The sequence below is a fragment of the Ruegeria sp. HKCCA6837 genome, from assembly GCF_013034475.1.
In the GTDB taxonomy this organism is placed as follows: Bacteria; Pseudomonadota; Alphaproteobacteria; order Rhodobacterales; family Rhodobacteraceae; genus Ruegeria.
In genome coordinates this window covers 43,808-59,939 of the sequence record NZ_WQGD01000001.1, presented here as the reverse complement: position 1 = coordinate 59,939, position 16,132 = coordinate 43,808, and the positions used below count along the sequence as shown (strand labels likewise).

Annotated in this window: 12 protein-coding genes, 1 pseudogene and 1 riboswitch; of the genes and pseudogenes, 4 read left to right on the top strand and 9 right to left on the bottom strand. The window is 57.2% G+C overall.

Annotation, left to right across the window (positions count from 1 at the left end; translation table 11 throughout):
* Window positions 1-94: 94 nt before the first annotated feature.
* From glyS to GOV91_RS00290, 3 genes and pseudogenes are all read right to left on the bottom strand, one after another.
* Window positions 95-2,314, bottom strand: a complete 2,220-nt coding sequence (gene glyS / locus GOV91_RS00295) for a glycine--tRNA ligase subunit beta (RefSeq protein ID WP_171234039.1) — start codon at window positions 2,312-2,314, stop codon at window positions 95-97.
* 9 nt (window positions 2,315-2,323) lie between these two features.
* Window positions 2,324-2,464 (bottom strand): annotated as a pseudogene (locus tag GOV91_RS22625) (sodium/glutamate symporter); the annotation flags it as partial.
* Between the two features lie 26 nt (window positions 2,465-2,490).
* Complete coding sequence (locus GOV91_RS00290) at window positions 2,491-3,015, bottom strand: DUF6446 family protein (RefSeq protein ID WP_171234038.1); 525 nt, start codon at window positions 3,013-3,015, stop codon at window positions 2,491-2,493.
* 91 nt (window positions 3,016-3,106) lie between these two features.
* On the opposite strand from GOV91_RS00290, the gene GOV91_RS00285 reads away from it, so the two are divergent.
* Window positions 3,107-3,739, top strand: coding sequence for a MarC family protein (locus GOV91_RS00285; RefSeq protein WP_171234037.1), 633 nt, complete (start codon window positions 3,107-3,109; stop codon window positions 3,737-3,739).
* Window positions 3,740-3,747: 8 nt separating this feature from the next.
* On the opposite strand, the gene GOV91_RS00280 is transcribed toward GOV91_RS00285, so the two are convergent.
* Window positions 3,748-4,677 carry a glycine--tRNA ligase subunit alpha gene (locus tag GOV91_RS00280; RefSeq protein ID WP_171234036.1) on the bottom strand — a complete coding sequence of 310 codons (930 nt, stop codon included), beginning with the start codon at window positions 4,675-4,677 and terminating at the stop codon, window positions 3,748-3,750.
* A 206-nt stretch (window positions 4,678-4,883) separates the two neighbouring features.
* Between GOV91_RS00280 and GOV91_RS00275 the strand changes: the two genes are divergently transcribed.
* A complete protein-coding gene (locus GOV91_RS00275) occupies window positions 4,884-6,623 on the top strand; it encodes a serine protease (protein ID WP_171234035.1) in 1,740 nt (579 codons plus the stop codon).
* A gap of 52 nt (window positions 6,624-6,675) precedes the next feature.
* On the opposite strand, the gene GOV91_RS00270 is transcribed toward GOV91_RS00275, so the two are convergent.
* The 5 genes from GOV91_RS00270 to metZ form a co-directional block, all read right to left on the bottom strand.
* Window positions 6,676-8,250, bottom strand: a complete 1,575-nt coding sequence (locus GOV91_RS00270; protein ID WP_171234034.1) for a 5-guanidino-2-oxopentanoate decarboxylase — start codon at window positions 8,248-8,250, stop codon at window positions 6,676-6,678.
* The gene (locus GOV91_RS00265; protein WP_171234033.1) at window positions 8,250-9,698 is read right to left on the bottom strand and encodes a TrkH family potassium uptake protein; all 1,449 of its coding nucleotides are present in this window, start codon (window positions 9,696-9,698) and stop codon (window positions 8,250-8,252) included. Before GOV91_RS00265 ends, GOV91_RS00270 begins: the two co-directional genes overlap by 1 nt.
* 51 nt (window positions 9,699-9,749) lie before the next feature.
* Entirely contained in the window at window positions 9,750-10,526 is a 777-nt protein-coding gene (locus GOV91_RS00260) for a hypothetical protein (protein ID WP_171174732.1), read from the bottom strand.
* A 285-nt stretch (window positions 10,527-10,811) separates the two neighbouring features.
* Window positions 10,812-11,915, bottom strand: a complete 1,104-nt coding sequence (gene folE2, locus GOV91_RS00255; protein ID WP_171174734.1) for a GTP cyclohydrolase FolE2 — start codon at window positions 11,913-11,915, stop codon at window positions 10,812-10,814.
* A gap of 240 nt (window positions 11,916-12,155) precedes the next feature.
* Complete coding sequence (gene metZ, locus GOV91_RS00250) at window positions 12,156-13,346, bottom strand: O-succinylhomoserine sulfhydrylase (RefSeq protein WP_171234032.1); 1,191 nt, start codon at window positions 13,344-13,346, stop codon at window positions 12,156-12,158.
* Window positions 13,347-13,407: 61 nt separating this feature from the next.
* Window positions 13,408-13,485: riboswitch (SAM riboswitch) on the bottom strand.
* 195 nt (window positions 13,486-13,680) lie between these two features.
* Between metZ and GOV91_RS00245 the strand changes: the two genes are divergently transcribed.
* Window positions 13,681-14,370, top strand: coding sequence for a glutathione S-transferase N-terminal domain-containing protein (locus GOV91_RS00245; RefSeq protein ID WP_171234031.1), 690 nt, complete (start codon window positions 13,681-13,683; stop codon window positions 14,368-14,370).
* Window positions 14,371-14,593: 223 nt separating this feature from the next.
* On the top strand, window positions 14,594-16,051 hold the full coding sequence (locus GOV91_RS00240; protein ID WP_171234030.1) for a pyridoxal-dependent decarboxylase: 1,458 nt from the start codon (window positions 14,594-14,596) through the stop codon (window positions 16,049-16,051).
* The last annotated feature ends 81 nt before the right edge of the window (window positions 16,052-16,132 follow it).

Below are 16,132 nucleotides of genomic sequence, written 5' to 3'. Positions count from 1 at the left end.
GCACTGCAGCACCTTTTGGTTTGCGTGCAGCATAAGCGGTTGCGCCTTTCGCGCAAGGGTGTTGTGGGCGCGCATTTGCAGCGCGCCCAGTTATTTAGCCCTCAATCCGGGTCAGATCAGCCACGCTGGAACAGACCTGGCGGATCTGGCTAAGTAGGTTCAGACGGTTACGCCGGACAATGTCATTGTCGGTGTTGACTTGTACATCCTCAAAAAATGCATCTACCGGTCCGCGCAGCGCAGCCATGGCGGCCATTGCGGTCGGGAAATCCTCGGCCTTCAACGCCGGTTCGATCTGCGCCTGCGCCTGATCCAACGCCGCGAACAGCGCCTTTTCGCTGTCTGTCTCGGCAAATTTCACATCCGCACCATAGGAGTATTCGACCCCGTCCTTCTCTTCGGCCTGCGTCAGAATGTTGTTGGCGCGCTTAAAGCCCTGCACGAGGTTTTCGCCGTCCTCGGTCGCGATCACCGCGTTCAGAGCACGGGCGCGTTTGACCAACAGGTTGAGGTCGTCATTGCCATCCATCGCGATACAGGCGTCGATGATGTCGTGACGGATGCCCTCGTCGCGGAGGAAGACTTTGAGGCGATCGTGGAAGAAGGAGAGGAGGTCGTCTGACGTGTCAGGTATTTTCTTTTCCAGGCTCAGGAAATCGCTATTGGGCAGCTCTCCCAGTTTCTCTTTAAACGTCTGGAAAGCCGCGCCAAATACGCCATGCTCTGCAATTTCGTCCAACAGATCATTGATGCTTTCAGACCTCAATGCATTGTTTGAGGCGCTTTCCGCCCGCACCAATTGACTGTCAAAGTATCTGTCTAAGTGAAGTCGCAAATTGTTATCCAGCACCAACCGAATAATCCCCAACGCCGCACGGCGCAGCGCAAACGGGTCTTTCGAGCCGGTCGGCTTCTCATCTATCGCCCAGAACCCAGTCAACGTGTCCAGCTTGTCGGCCAGCGCCACGGTCACCGACGGCGGTGCAGTCGGTACGTCGTCCGATGGACCCAGCGGCGAGTAGTGTTCCTGCGCCACGGCGGCCACGGCGGCGTCTTCGCCTGCGGCTTCGATGTAATAGCGTCCCATAAGCCCCTGAAGCTCAGGGAATTCATAGACCATCTCAGAACTCAGATCGGCCTTGGCCAGACGCGCGGCTTTCTCGGCCTGATCGGTATCCGCACCGGTCACCGGGGCCAGTTCGCGGGCTAGCGCGGCGATACGGTCGATCCGTTCGGCCTGTGTGCCCAGCTTGTTGTGGAAGGTTACATTCTCAAGCGCACGGGTCCATTGGGCGATGTCCGATTTGGCGACACGCAGGTCGTTCTCCCAGAAGAATTTCGCATCCGCCAAACGGGCCGACAGCACCTTCTGGTTCCCTGCCAGAATGGTCGCGCCATTGTCGGCGGTTTCGCGGTTTGCAACCGTGATGAACCGTTCGATCCGACCCGTTTTAGGGTTCTTCACGGAAAAGAACTTCTGGTGTTCCTTCATCGAGGTTTGCAGCACCTCAGGCGGCAGGTCGAGGAATTCGTCGTCGATCTGCCCCATCAGCACCACCGGCCATTCAACCAGCCCGGCGACCTCTGCCAGCAGGCTCCTGTCTTCGACCACCTCCAGTCCGGCGGCAAAAGCCATGTTCTGGGCGTCGTTCCAGATATGCTCGGCCCGTTCGTCGGGCGACAGCACGACAAAGGCGCGTTTCAATTGGGCGGCGTAATCGTCAAACGACGATACCGAAAACCGGTTCGGCGCCATGAAGCGGTGGCCTGCGGTTGTGTCCCCAGATGTGATGCCCTCAACCTCAAGCGGCACGACCTGCGCGCCTGCCTCATCATTCAGGATGCACAGGATCGAATGTAACGGACGGACCCAACGCAAAGGGCCATTGCCCCACCGCATGGATTTGGGCCAGGGGAAGTTGCGGATGGTGGTTTCCAGCACCTCAGCCACAATGTCAGCCGCCGGGCGACCCGCCTTTTCGATGGTCGCAAAGTAAACTGCACCTTTGGGCGTGTCGCGCTCTTCCAACTGATCGCGGGTCAGGCCAGCGCCACGCAGGAACCCTTCGATAGCTTTGTCCGGCGCGCCAACTTTAGGGCCTTTGCGTTCCTCGCGGATCGTTGGGCTTTCCGCCAGCAGGCCTTCGACCGCCAGCGTCAGGCGACGCGGCGTGGTCAAGGCAGCGGCCCCAGCATAGGTCAAACCACCCTCAACCAAACCATCGGTGATCCGCTTTTTCAGGTCCTCACCGGCGCGGGTCTGCATGCGCGCGGGGATCTCCTCGGAAAACAGTTCGATCAGCAGGTCAGGCATTGTCGGTCCTTAGAAATTGACGATCGTCTGAATGACGATGGCATTAGCGATATCCACAAAGAAGGCGGATACAAGGGGGAGCACGATAAAGGCAATAGGAGATGGGTCATATCGCCGTGTCACACCGGTCATATTTGCAAAAGCGGCGGGTTTCAGGACCAGCCCAGCAAGGTTATTCAGCTGTCAGGACGCTCAGGACACTCTTCTCCGACGACGGTGCCGTCATAGGCCTTTTCGCCACAATTGTTCAAAACGTGCCAAACAAAGCCTTTGCCTTCTTGGGTAACAGCCACGATGCGATCCACACCGTAATGCACGTTTTTCTGACCAATGAACGCCTGCGCCTTGCCTGATTTCAAGTCATCAGCCAGGGCCACTGCATCGTAACAGTCAAACCAGCCCGGAGCCGTCAGCGGCTTTGCCTCATCCGCTGTCAGGTAGGTGGCCCGCAACTCTTCCAGCGCAGCATCGGTTTCAAAACAGGCGCGATACCGGATAGGAGAGCTGTCTGCGTCGATGGCCTGAAAGGATGTATACGAAATAGCCACCGGGGGCTGGGCCGCGTCGATCGACAGAAACACATCCTCACCCGGAATGGGCTCAACTTCATAGTAATACCCGTAGACCTGAAGGTAATACATGCCAGTGCCTGCAACAGCCGCAGACATGAGCAGGATGATTGCCAGAATTTTTCCAGTCATCTTTCGATGCTTCCCCTTATGCAGGTACTTCCAAGTGTTTCAGAAATAGGCCACGTTTCTCCGCAGAACAGAACGAACCGAGGCGAACCTTATGGAATCCACTCTTGCCGTTGGATTTTTCGGCGCACTTTTTGCCATTATGAACCCAGTGACGAACCTGCCCGTCTTTCTGAGCGTGACGCAGAATCTGTCGGCATCCGATCAGCGCAAGGTTGCGGTTAAGACGTCCCTCTATTGCCTGATCCTTGGCGGGGCGTTTGCGGCAGTCGGCAGTCAGGCGCTGGGCTTGTTCGGAATAACGGTTGACCATTTGAGAGTCGCGGGTGGTCTGGTCGTCTTGATGATCGGTTTGAACATGTTGAACGGCAACGAAAGCAGTTCGCACCATGGAACCGATGACGAGAAAGAAGATTATCCGGCGGCTGAAACCGTCGCCTTCTACCCTTTGGCCTTTCCCATTCTTGTTGGCCCCGGAACCATCACGACCTTGATCCTGTATGCACATCACGTGAAAAAACCTGTTGAAGCAGTTGTTTTTGCAGGTGTATTCCTTGGCGTCGTCGCCCTTTTGCTGGTCACGTTCTGGAATGCGGCATGGCTGTCTGAACGCCTTTCTGGCAACGCGCGCGTGATCATGAGCCGCTTCATGGGCATGATCTTGTCGGCCATCGCGATCAGTATGATCGCGGATGGCCTCAAAGCACTGCTGCCGGGGCTGGCCTGATTGGCCCATCAGGCTTGGAACCCGGCCGCCTCGGTCTGAACAAACGCATCCGCGCATTGCTTTGCCAGCGCCCGCACACGTCCAATGTAAGCCTGTCTTTCAGTCACCGAAATCACCCCGCGCGCATCCAGCAAGTTGAAGATGTGGCTGGCTTTGATGCATTGATCATAGGCAGGGTGCGCCATGATGATGCGCTTGCCGGTTTTAGGATCATCATGCTCTTGTGACAGAATGGCAGCACATTCAGCCTCGGCCTCTTCGAAATGACGCAGAAGAACCTCGGTATTGGCAACGTCAAAGTTCCAGCGTGCGTATTCCTCTTCGGTTTGCTTGAAGATGTCACCGTATGTCAGCGGGCTGGGCGATTGCGGGTCGTTGAATGGCATGTCCATCACATGGTCGACACCCAGCACATACATCGCCAGACGTTCCAGACCATAGGTCAGCTCACCCGAGACGGGTGCGCAATCATGCCCGCCCACCTGTTGGAAATAGGTAAACTGGCTGACTTCCATACCGTCGCACCAGACTTCCCAACCCAGACCCCAGGCACCCAGGGTGGGGCTTTCCCAGTCATCTTCGACAAATCGGATGTCATGCAGATCCATGTCGATGCCGATGGCCTCGAGGCTGCCCAAATAAAGCTCCTGCAGATCGGGCGGGCTGGGTTTGATCAGCACCTGGTACTGATAGTAATGCTGCAACCGATTTGGGTTCTCGCCATAGCGCCCATCCGTCGGGCGGCGCGATGGCTGAACATAAGCTGCGGCCCAGGCCTTGGACCCCAGCGCCCGCAGAGTGGTCGCGGGATGGAACGTCCCTGCCCCGACCTCCATGTCATAGGGCTGCAGAATTGCGCAGCCCTTAGAGGCCCAATAGGTCTGAAGCCGCAGGATAATCTCCTGAAATGAACGCGGTGCGCTGTTCGGTTCGGTCATAGCATTCCCTCTGGGCATCCTTGCGCCCGGTTCCGGTCGGTTTGGCCCTTCCTATGCAAGGGGCCAAGGGGCGTCAACGGGGCTTTGGTGCTTGGCTGTATCTGCGCGGCCACACCGCAAATTCCCCGTATTCGCGGCATGGCAATTGGCACCTGAAATCGCGTATTCTGCGCCAAAGCACAAACATTGCAGAACACAGGCAGACAATGACACGCGTATTTACAGCATTTCTATTATTTCTTGTGGTCGGCCTGCGCGCCGCTTCCGCGCAGCAAGACCCTGGCGTTTGGGTTCAGATCGAAGCGCAGCCGACGCTGCAAGAGGCTCAGGAACGCGCGCAGGCTTACGCCCGCGCTTTGCCGGATGTGAACGGCTTCAGACTGAACAGCGGATGGTATGCGGTCGTGATCGGCCCCTATGCGCGGCCGGATGCCCAACAGGTGCTGAGGGTCTATCGATCCGAGGGGCAAATCCCCCGTGACAGCTTCATCGCCTTTTCCAGCGGACTGGGGCAGCAATTTTGGCCCGTCGGCGCAAACGTACTGAATCGCGGCACCATAGCGGCACCCGTCGCGCCGATTGCTCAGGCCGAAGACACCCTGACAATCGCACCCGCTCAGGATGCGGATGAAACCCGCGCTCAGGCCCTGCAATCCGAACGTTTGCTGACCGCGCAAGAGCGCAAGGATCTGCAAACTGCGTTGCAGGCAGCAGGGTTTTACAACTCGACCATCGACGGGGCCTTCGGTCAGGGAACGCGCCGTTCAATGGGAGATTGGCAACGTTTTAACGGGTACGAGGCAACCGGTGTGCTGACAACTGCGCAGCGCAAAGCCTTGATAGACGACTATAATGCGCCACTGACAAGCGTTGGGATGGCCCAATACAAGGATGACGCGGCTGGGATCACGATGGACCTGCCTTTGGATGCTGTCCGCTTTGATCGCTATGAAGCCCCCTTTGCCCACTTCAACAGCGCATCTGACCTGAACGCAAAGATACTCTTGATCAGTCAGGACGGCGACAAGCGCACGCTGCGCGCCTTGTATGAGGTCATGCAATCGCTGGAAATCGTTCCGCTTAACGGCCAGCGCGAGTTGAGAGGAGACCGCTTTACCCTTGAAGGGCGCGGCAATGGTGTTGTGTCCTTTACGCAAGCGCGCCTGACAGACGGCAAGATCAAAGGCTTCACTTTGGTCTGGCCCGAAGGGGACGAGGCGCGCCGCCTGCGGGTTCTTTCGGCTATGGCCTCCAGTTTTACCACCACAGACGCGGTGCTCGACGCTGCTGCAGGTGCAGATGCCGCACAAAGCATTGATCTGATGTCCGGCCTGCAAATCCGTAAACCGCGCCTGTCCCGTTCCGGTTTCTTTGCGGATGAAAAGGGAACCGTTCTGACAGTTTCGGAAGCCGTCGAGAATTGCACGCGGATCACTCTGGACGGGGATCAGGAGGTGCAGCTTGCCAAGGCCGATAACGACATTGGCGTTGCGGTTTTGCGTCCAACCAAGGCGCTGGCGCCGATGAGCGTGGCCGCTTTCAGCGCTGCCCTGCCGCGTCTTCAATCCGACGTCGCGGTTTCGGGCTTCTCCTATCAAGGGGCTTTGGGTGCCCCGAGTCTGACATATGGGCAAGTTGCCGATGTACGTGGCCTGAATGGTGAGACGGGTGTTAAACGCCTGGCCTTGAACGCGCAGCCCGGTGATGCAGGCGGCCCGATCTTCAATGACAGCGGCAATGTGGTCGGGATGCTGCTGCCCACACCATCCGGAGGGCGCAGCCTGCCGGCTTCGGTCAGTCTGGCGGCCACGGGCGAGAGGCTGACAGAAATACTGGCTCAGGCTGGCGTGTCCGGTCAGTCCAGCGAGGAAACCACGCAGATCTCGCCCAATGAATTGAGCCGTCGCGCAACAGGCATGACGGTTCTGGTGCACTGCTGGGAATAAACCGAAGCCACCGGCCAGTTTCCAAGCGCCGCGCACCCGCGCGGCGCTTTTTTTACAGAATGTCTGGCGTCACATGGATAAGCGTCGGGACCGGTGCGTCGAAGGCGGCGCGGGTGGCGCTCTGCATTTCTGCCAATGTCGACGGTGCCGCCGACAAGGCTCCGAAAGCCTCAGCCAATTTGCAGAAATCCGGGTTTCGGGCCACGACTGCATTGGGTGCGATCTGACTGCGCACCATGCTGTCTTCAATCTCTTTCAGCTTGCCATTGTCCCACAAGATGATCGGCAGTGACAAACCCAGCTCAACCGCAACGCCCAGTTCCTGCATCGTGTAATGGAACCCATAGTCCCCCGCGATAACTGCCGTTGGCTTTCCGCGTCTGGCCACGGCCCCACCGATCCCGGCAGGCAACCCATAACCAAGGGTGCCAAACCCCGTTGGATGATGCCAATGATGAGGATAAGCCATATCCCAAACTTCTTTCGCGACATAGGCGAACTGGGTCATATCTGAATAGATCATCGAGTCGGCCGGCATAGCTTCGCGCAAAGCATCCGCGATCGGCACGATTCCGGGCCGTTCCGCGTCCACCTCGGCGCGCCAGCTTGCACGGGCCTCGGCTACTTCCTCGGCCGACCAGCCGCGCGCAGGCTTCTTGTCCTCGGTGGCCTGCCACAACGCACGGGCAAAACTCTGGCTGTCTGCTTGAAGCTTGATGGCGGCGCGGTGGTGATCAGACAAAACCTCCGGATCCAGATCCACACGGATCAGCGGTGCTTTATGCCCCAACTCATGCCGCCATAAATCGACTTCTCCAAGCTCCGCCCCAACGACAATTACCAGATCAGCCGAGGCAATGACCTCGGCGCTTCCGGGACGTGGCAGCATGGATCCGAAGTCCAACGGATAGTTCGCCCCGACCAACCCGCGCCCAGCATAGGTGGTAAAGCACGCAGCCCCCAGCTGCGTCAAAATCTGCCGCCAATCGTTGGACTTGCAGCCTCCACCCAAGATGAACAAGGGCCTGCGCGACTGATTCAGCATCGAGACAACGGACGAAACGTCTGGCGGCAAAGCCTTGGTGCGCAACGCAGGCTGGGTGGGGAACGGTGCAGGTTCGGCATCCGCCTCCAACTGCGCGATTGGCACCTGAATATGTTTGGGACGCGGCCGTGACAGCTCGAATTCCTCAAAAGCGCGTTCCACCAACCCATATGCAGCGGTCGCGGAGTCGGCCTGTACTGACCAATCAGCAACCGTTCCAGCTGCTGCGCGTTGATCTTTCATTTGATGCAACTGACCCCGCGCTGCCTGCGTTTCATCAAGGCACGATGACAGCACCAGCATCGGAACGGAATCGCTGTAGGCCTGACCGATTGGTGTCATGATGTTGCACAGCCCAGGCCCGGTGATGACATAGGCGACACCCGGCTTACCGGTTGCTCGCGCGTAGCCATCAGCCATGAACCCGGCGCCTTGCTCGTGCCGGGCCAGAACATGAATGATACCAGCTTCTTCGATGCCGCGATACATTTCCTGATTGTGGACGCCAGGAATACCGAAAATCACGTCCACGCCACGATCCTTGAGCATATGCGAGATTTGCGCGCCAAGGGGTCTTTGCATCAGTTTCTCCAGAATTGAACGGTGAAGATCGCGTAAACGGCCAAGAGTTCGAGACGCCCGACCAACATTCCGATTGTCAGCAGCCATTTGGCCGTATCGTTGAGGCCCCCGAAATTGCCTGACGGTCCGATCTGACTGCCCAGACCGGGGCCGACATTGGCCAAAGCGGTTGCTGCTCCGGATACTGAAGTGATGAAATCAAGCCCGGTCAGGGCCAAGGCCCAGGACAACACTCCCATCGACAGAACGAAAAACATGAAAAAACTCATCACCGAGGTCAAGACATCGCGCCCCACGGGCCGTCCGTCATAAAGCGGTACAAACACCCCGTGCGGGGACCTGATCCTTTTGATCTGAGTTTTGATTGATGCAATTAGCAGTTGGTAACGGAAGATCTTGATTGAACATGCCGTGGAGCCGGCGCAGCCCCCGATGAGCCCAATCAAGAAAAATAACATGACGGGAAAACTGCCCCACCCCATGTAATCGACGCTGGCATATCCGGTGCCCGAGATGATCGAGGTGATGTTGAACAGAGATTCGCGAAACGCCTGTTCCCAATGATGCGGAAAGACCGATGTCAGAAAGACGGTCATGATAATGACTAGCACCAGAACAGTCGCCAAGAAGGCGCGGATCTGGCTGTCTTCCCACAAGGAAGAGGTGTGACCATTGGCAAGCTGTACATACCGTACGAAGGGCAGCGCTGCCAAAATCATGAACACCGCTGCCGCATATTCCACCGGACCCGCAAATGTCGCGAATGAGGCGTCATAGTTAGCAAACCCACCCGTCGCAATCGTTGTCATCGAGTGGACCGTGGCGTCGAAAAAACTCATCCCAAGCGCGGCATAAACCAACCCACACACCACGGTCAGAAACACATAGATCAGGGAAATCTGGCCAGCGATCTCTTGCGCACGTGGAAGGATTTTTCCCATGGTTTCAAACCCTTCCGAACGGAAGATTTGCATACCACCAACCCGCAATTCCGGCAGGAACACCATCGCAACCACGATGATGCCGATGCCGCCTAGCCATTGCAGAATACCACGCCACAGCAAAAGCCCCTGCGGCAGCGAATCAAGCCCGCTTATGACCGTTGAGCCTGTTGTTGTTAGCCCCGACATGGCCTCAAAATAGGCATCGACAAAGCGCAGCTCGGTTTCACCAAAAAGGAACGGGATCGCACCAAATACCGGCAGCGCAACCCAGACGCCGGTCGTCAGCAAAAAAGTCTGCCGGATGGTCAGCCCCTCGCCCACGCCGTTGGAACAGCTCATCGCCAGAACTGATCCGGTCAGCGTCGTGATGATCGCGCTTTCCAAGAACACATGCCATTCGCCACGCCCTTCGATCATGTCGGCAAGCATAGGAAACAGCATGGTCGCCCCAAGAATGGCGACCAGCAAGCCAATCACATATCCGACCGGGCGAAGATCCATCATGACGCGCAGCGTTGGCGCGCCAACCCGACGGTGTCAAGCAGATGATCCGAGTTAAGTGTCGGATTTCGTCTCTGTCCCAGGCATCGCCGGAGGTTTGGACGGAGCCCGAGTTCTGCGCGTCTGCGGTTTAGGTTGCTCAGCCGCCGGTGCCGGTTTCGTTTGAGCCGCAGAAGGCGCGGGTTTCGGCGCGGCGGCTTTGCGCGTACGCGATGCAGGTTTCGCCTGTGTCGAAACGGCTTTTTCAAGCGGGGTCGTCTTTTTGGGCTCAACTGCAGGTGTCTTGCTCGCAGGTGCTGCAGATTGGACTGAGGTTTCTTTTGCCGGAGCGGTTTTGGCGACAGAAGACGTTGCAGGTGCCGCCTTTTGGGCAGCGGGTTTAACGGGCTTTGTGGCGGCGGCAACCGGCTTTGCTGCTGCTTTCGGCTGAGGTGCCGGTTTTGGCGCAGGTGCAGGCTTGGCTTTGGCGGCAGGTTCAACCTTAATTGTGGCAGCAGCACGTGGTTTCGCGGAAAACTCAACCGTTTTGGGCTTAGGTGCCACCACAACACTCTTCTTCACAGGTTTTTTTGCGCCCGTCGTCTTCTTGGACGCTGCTTTGAGCGCACGTGCTCCGGCTGGTTTTGCTTTGACCGCCGCCTTTTTGGCTGGTTTCTCAGTGACCGGTGCCGGGGCAGATGCAGCCGCGTGTATGGTTTGCACGGGTGCCATTGGCAACTCGAACGCAGACCGAGCCATGATCTGCATGATCTTCATCTGGTTGGCCATTGCATAGCCTGCCACTCGCAATGCCGCAGCCTGAAGCTCCAGTGAATGGGTAATCGGATTCATTACATGTTTCTCCTGTAAAACCGATGCAGCCCGAGTTTTTGGTGTAAGGCACCCTGCCTACGCAGACACGCCGCGCGGCGGTTGGGGTCTTGCAGTCCAAGGCGTGTCACGTCTCGGTGTCCTTTCGGGGACGCACACCTTCCCGAAGGCAGGCATGCGTCTGCTGCATTCCCTTCGAACATACAGGCAAAAAATGCGCATTTGCAGCATTTTTGCTGCATTGCGGCGAAAGAACGCTGATCGACGTAATCCCTGATTAAATTCTAACCGCTTACAGCGGGGAACTCACCCAACATGAAACAGGGTTGTGAACAATCTCGGGTCCAGACTGGGCGCCTCAAAGGTTTGGCCTTCGGTCAGAATCGACACAGCGTCATGGCTGTGCAGGCTCTCTTGGTGGCTAGCCACGATACGGAAATCGCCCACGTGGTGATCAGCTAACAATTCGGCGCAGAACAGGCGCGCAGCATCTTCGACAAAGATCGGGTTGGCGGCGTTCAGCTCGGCAAACGCCTGCTCGTCTTCGCGTTTGACCATGACCTGTGTCTCGGTAGGAACCGCTCTGCGGCACAGCGCGATGAGGTCTTCGAACCACAAACAATCCGCGTCGCAATCCACAACCACTGAAATTCGCGCGACAGAGCGCTGAGAATGCGGGGTTGCAAGCTGTCCGCGCATCGACCGCGCATGTTCGCTCAGTTCCAGAGAGCACGGACAAGTTGAGGAATAGACATAGTCCAGATGCATGATCTTTTGACGCACGCCGTTCTGTTCGACCAGTTCCAAGGCTATGTCGTAATACTGATAGCCTTCCAAACCCGAGCGCAGGCTCTTTACTTTATCCGGGTAAGAAAACCGCATCTGAATGCGGGCATCAAAGCTGTCCAGATCGGTCATGTAGTCGTCGAGCGCCGCTTCCATCACCTCGAAGCTGAATGTACGTTCTGCATGTTTGTAAAACGACCGCATGATCCGGGACATGTTGATGCCCTTTTTCTCGGCCTCCAGACTAACAGTACCTGTGATCGACGTCTCAAGCGTCAGGTCATCGCCCTGTTTCCGGTGAAACCGGATCGGAAGGCGGAAATTCGAGATGCCCACATGCTGGATTTGCTGTTTCGCCCCACGGATCAGGCTAGACGGGCCATTCTGCAAGTCCGGCAATGACGACCTGTAAGCTGCATCTACTGCAAAATCCTCTGGGTACTCGCGTGAGAGCGAAGGATAATTTACAGCGGCCACCCCCGGCACCAGACGCGCGATGGCCGGGTCCAACTGACTGATTTCAGACACAGACGCCATTTTCGCCCACTGCCGCAGCACACTCAGGGCTTCGGCGGCTTTTTCACGGTCTGGTGTTTCATCAATGTCGCGCGGGTGAACGTTCATCGGCTGCAGTTCCTCGAGTGATCGTCGGACTATATACGACTGAGGTTCGTTTTCCAGTCTATCCCGATACGTTGCCATTAGCAGTCCGGATCGAAAAAAGTGGCGCGAAACCGTCAATTTGCAACGGTTTGCGCCCTTTATTGGTTCTATCGGCAGGACAGCACCCCGTCCGAAAAGGTTTTCAAGCGGCACTCGGACGTCAGGTAATGCCCCGACGATAAAGGTGCGCGCTGGAACTGGTTATTTCTGCGAGACTTCCAAAGCCTGCTGAATATCAGCCAGCAGGTCATCTGCGTCTTCCAAACCAACGGAAAAACGAATGAGTCCTGACGAAATGCCCAACTCAACTTTCTGCGCGTCGCTCAGGCGTTGGTGTGTCGTCGTCGCCGGGTGCGTTGCGATGGATTTGGCGTCGCCCAGATTGTTGGAAATCACCGGGATCGTCATCGCATTCAGAAACGCAAAGGCAGCGTCTTTGCCGCCTTTGATGTCCAGCGACAGAACTGTGCCGCCCTTGCCGCCAAGCTGCGATTGCACCAGCGCGTTCTGCGCATGAGTTTTCAGACCGGGATAGAGGGTACGCTCCAGCGCCGGGTGCCCTTCAAGCGCTTCAGCAATCTTTTGCGCGCTGTCGGCCTGTACATTTACGCGCAGCGCCATGGTTTCCAGGCCCTTAAGCATAACCCAAGCATTAAACGGGCTCAGCGCACCGCCGGTATGCTTCAGGTATGGCTCGACCGTGCCGCGGATGAAATCCCGTGTACTGATGATCACACCGCCCAGCGCGCGGCCCTGACCGTCAATGTGCTTGGTTGCTGAATAAACGACGACATCGGCACCCTGTTCGATCGCACGCGAAAAGACCGGTGTCGAAAAAACGTTATCCACCACGACAAGGGCGCCAACGGCATGAGCCAGTTCCGCAACCGACGCGATGTCGATCACTTCCAGCGTCGGGTTCGACATGGATTCAAAAAAGACAGCCTTGGTGTCCGGGCGGATCGCCGCCTTCCACTGCTCCAGGTCAGTACCGTCAACAAAAGTCACGTCGACGCCAAAGCGGGTCAGGATGTTTTCGACGATATACAGACAGGATCCAAACAGCGCCTTGGCGGACACGATATGGTCACCAGCCTTCAGCATCGAGGTCAACGCACCGTTGACAGCCGCCATGCCCGACGCCGTCGCAAAGGCGTCCTCGGCCCCTTCCAGCGCCGCGATGCGTTGTTCGAACATCGACACGGTTGGGTTGCCATAGCGCGCATAGATGAACTCGTCGGGGCCACATTCCAGAAAACGGGCCTCGGCCTGTTCTGCGTTTTCGTAAACGAAGCCCTGCGTCAGGAAAATCGCCTCGCTCACCTCGTTGTACTGACTACGACGGATGCCGCCATGGACGGCTTGGGTGCGTTTGTTCCAGTTCTCGCTCATCTCATTCCTTTCAGCCTCTGGCAGAGGCAAACAAAAAACCCCAGACGCGGCCAAGCGAAAGGGGTCTTTCATCCTGACCTTTTAGCGGTGTTGTTTAGCGTGGCCCGCAATCCGGTAACAAATCGCCACGTGGTCTGTGATGTTGGCCTTACGCCGCACATGCAGAGTCGTCAACCCCGACAAGCCCGTCGTCACAGATCTGTAATCAAAGGTCCGACAGGCCTTCCCTGCGATGGTATCGCCCGAAGTCACAGCTTTTTGCGCTTCGCCTGCCGCAAGCCCTCTTGCCGATTGCGCAGAAACCCTCATGATCTTTTCAACCTGAGGAGAGACCATGATCGATCTGTATTTCTGGCCCACGCCAAACGGCTGGAAAGTGTCCATCGCCCTGGAAGAGATGGAGCTGCCCTACAAGACTCACCTGATCAATATCGGCAAAGGCGATCAGTTCGACCCGGAGTTTCTGAAAATCGCCCCCAACAACCGGATGCCTGCTGTCGTCGATCCCGATGGCCCTGACGGTGCGCCCGTTTCCGTGTTCGAAAGCGGTGCGATCCTGATGTACCTGGCCCGCAAGACCAAGCGCTTCTATGGCAAGACCGAGCGGGACCAGATCGCGGTCGAAGAATGGCTCATGTGGCAGATGGGCGGCGTCGGACCAATGGCCGGTCAGGCGCATCACTTTCTAAAATACGCCCCTCAACTGGACCCACCACAGGACCTGCCCTATGCAAAGGACCGTTATCGCGCCGAGGTCGCCAGGCTGTACGGTGTGCTGGATCGTCGGCTGGCGGACAATGAATATGTTGCAGGCGATTTCTATTCCATCGCGGATATGTCGATCTGGGGTTGGGCCAGTCTGTGGGAAGGGCAACAGCACAACATCGACGACACACCCCATTTCGCCCGCTGGCTTGAAACCGTAGGTGCCCGTCCCGGCGTTCAGGCCGGTCGCGCGTTGTATGCAGACCTGCGCGGCGATCACAGGGACAAGCAATCGCAAGGTGTTCTGTTCAAGCGGTGAAAAGGATCTATGGCGAGTGTTGAGCCCTTACGGGGCCTACACCGAGATTTGAGGATTTGCCACTTCTGCAAATCACGCTCTGCACCAAGCACATATTCCTAATCAAGCACCAAGCGGCGGGCGAGCGGACGCAAACCGTTTTTGCTGAATGCCAAGACCACGGAGTTGTTGCCCTGAAAGTGGTTCTAACGCACTCTTCCTCGGACGAGGGAGGTGGCGGCAAATGCGAAACATCAAAGAAGAAACACTTGATCCAGATGACTGGAACGCCGCACGGGCCCTAGCGCACGTCATAATAGATGAAGCAATTGACCACCTAGAGCAGGTGCGAGAACGCCCGGTTTGGCAACCTATGCCCGATGATGTCCGCGCGCATCTGAAACAGGCTTTGCCGGAAGACCCATGCACATTGGAACAGGTCTATGGCGACTATAGGGAATTCGTACGTGCTTATCCGATGGGTAATATTCACCCCCGCTTTTGGGGGTGGTACATGGGAGCAAGCAACTTCACCGGGGCATTGGGTGATTTCCTTGCCGCCGTAGAGGGAAGCAACCTAGGGGGCGGGAACACAGGCGCGGCACAGGTAGAACAGCAGGTTGTCGATTGGTTAAAGGAAATCGCTGGCTTTCCTGAAAGCGCCAGTGGAACCCTGACCAGCGGCGGGTCAATGGCAAACCTGATCGCGCACACGGTCATCCGTAACCTGGTCGCCGGTTTTGATGTGCGCGAAGAAGGTGTTTCTGCTTTGGAAAAGCCGCTGCGGTTTTACGCATCCGATCAGGTCCATAGCTGCCACCAAAAGGCGTTGGAAACCCTCGGCCTTGGCTCAAAAGCGCTGGTTGAGATACCAAGCGACGACCGCCAGAGGATTCAACTCGACGCGCTCGAGGCCGCAATCTCTGAAGACCGTGCGAAGGGGTTGCAGCCAGCTTGCGTGATCGGGACGGCGGGCACCACGAACACCGGAGCCATAGATGACCTGACCGCACTTGCGGATCTTTGTGATCGAGAGCGGCTTTGGTTTCACGTGGATGGATGCATAGGCGGCGTATTACGTCTTGCACCCGGCCACGCGCATCTTGTGAAAGGGATGGAGCGGGCCGGCTCGGTTGCAATCGACCCTCACAAATGGCTGCACGCACCTTTCGAGGCTGGAGCCGTTTTGATCAAAGATGCCGAGGCTCATTTCGCGACCTTCGAAATGCATGGTGCCTATCTTCAATTGCAGGAACGCGGGATGATCGCAGGAAAATTCCTTGCCGATTACGGGCTAGAGCTTAGCCGTGGTTTCCGAGCTCTAAAGATTTGGATGGCGCTGCGGGAACATGGTGCCGCAAAGTTTGGCCGCCTCATCTCACAAGACATCGCCCATGCACGCTATATGGCACACCAGATAGAAGCTCATCCAACGCTGGAACTTGTTGCTCCGGTAGACCTCAACATCGTGTGCTTCAGATATGTGGCGGCGGATGAGAGTGCGGCGAAGGCTCTCAACACAGAGATTATGCTCCGGCTTCAGGAACGCGGCCTTGCCGTAGCATCTGACACAACTGTCCAAGGCAGGCACGGGCTTCGCTGTGCCTTCAACAACCATCGAACGAGACGCGACGATATTGATGGCTTTTTGCTTGACGTAGTTCGAGTTGGTGAGGAGGTTCTGCGCGAAAACAACCCCTAGGGTCACTGCGTGCCTTGGGGCGACCCTAGGGCATATTTGTGCCTCTTGGGTTCAGAGCGCGATCACCTGCCGTGATAGCTT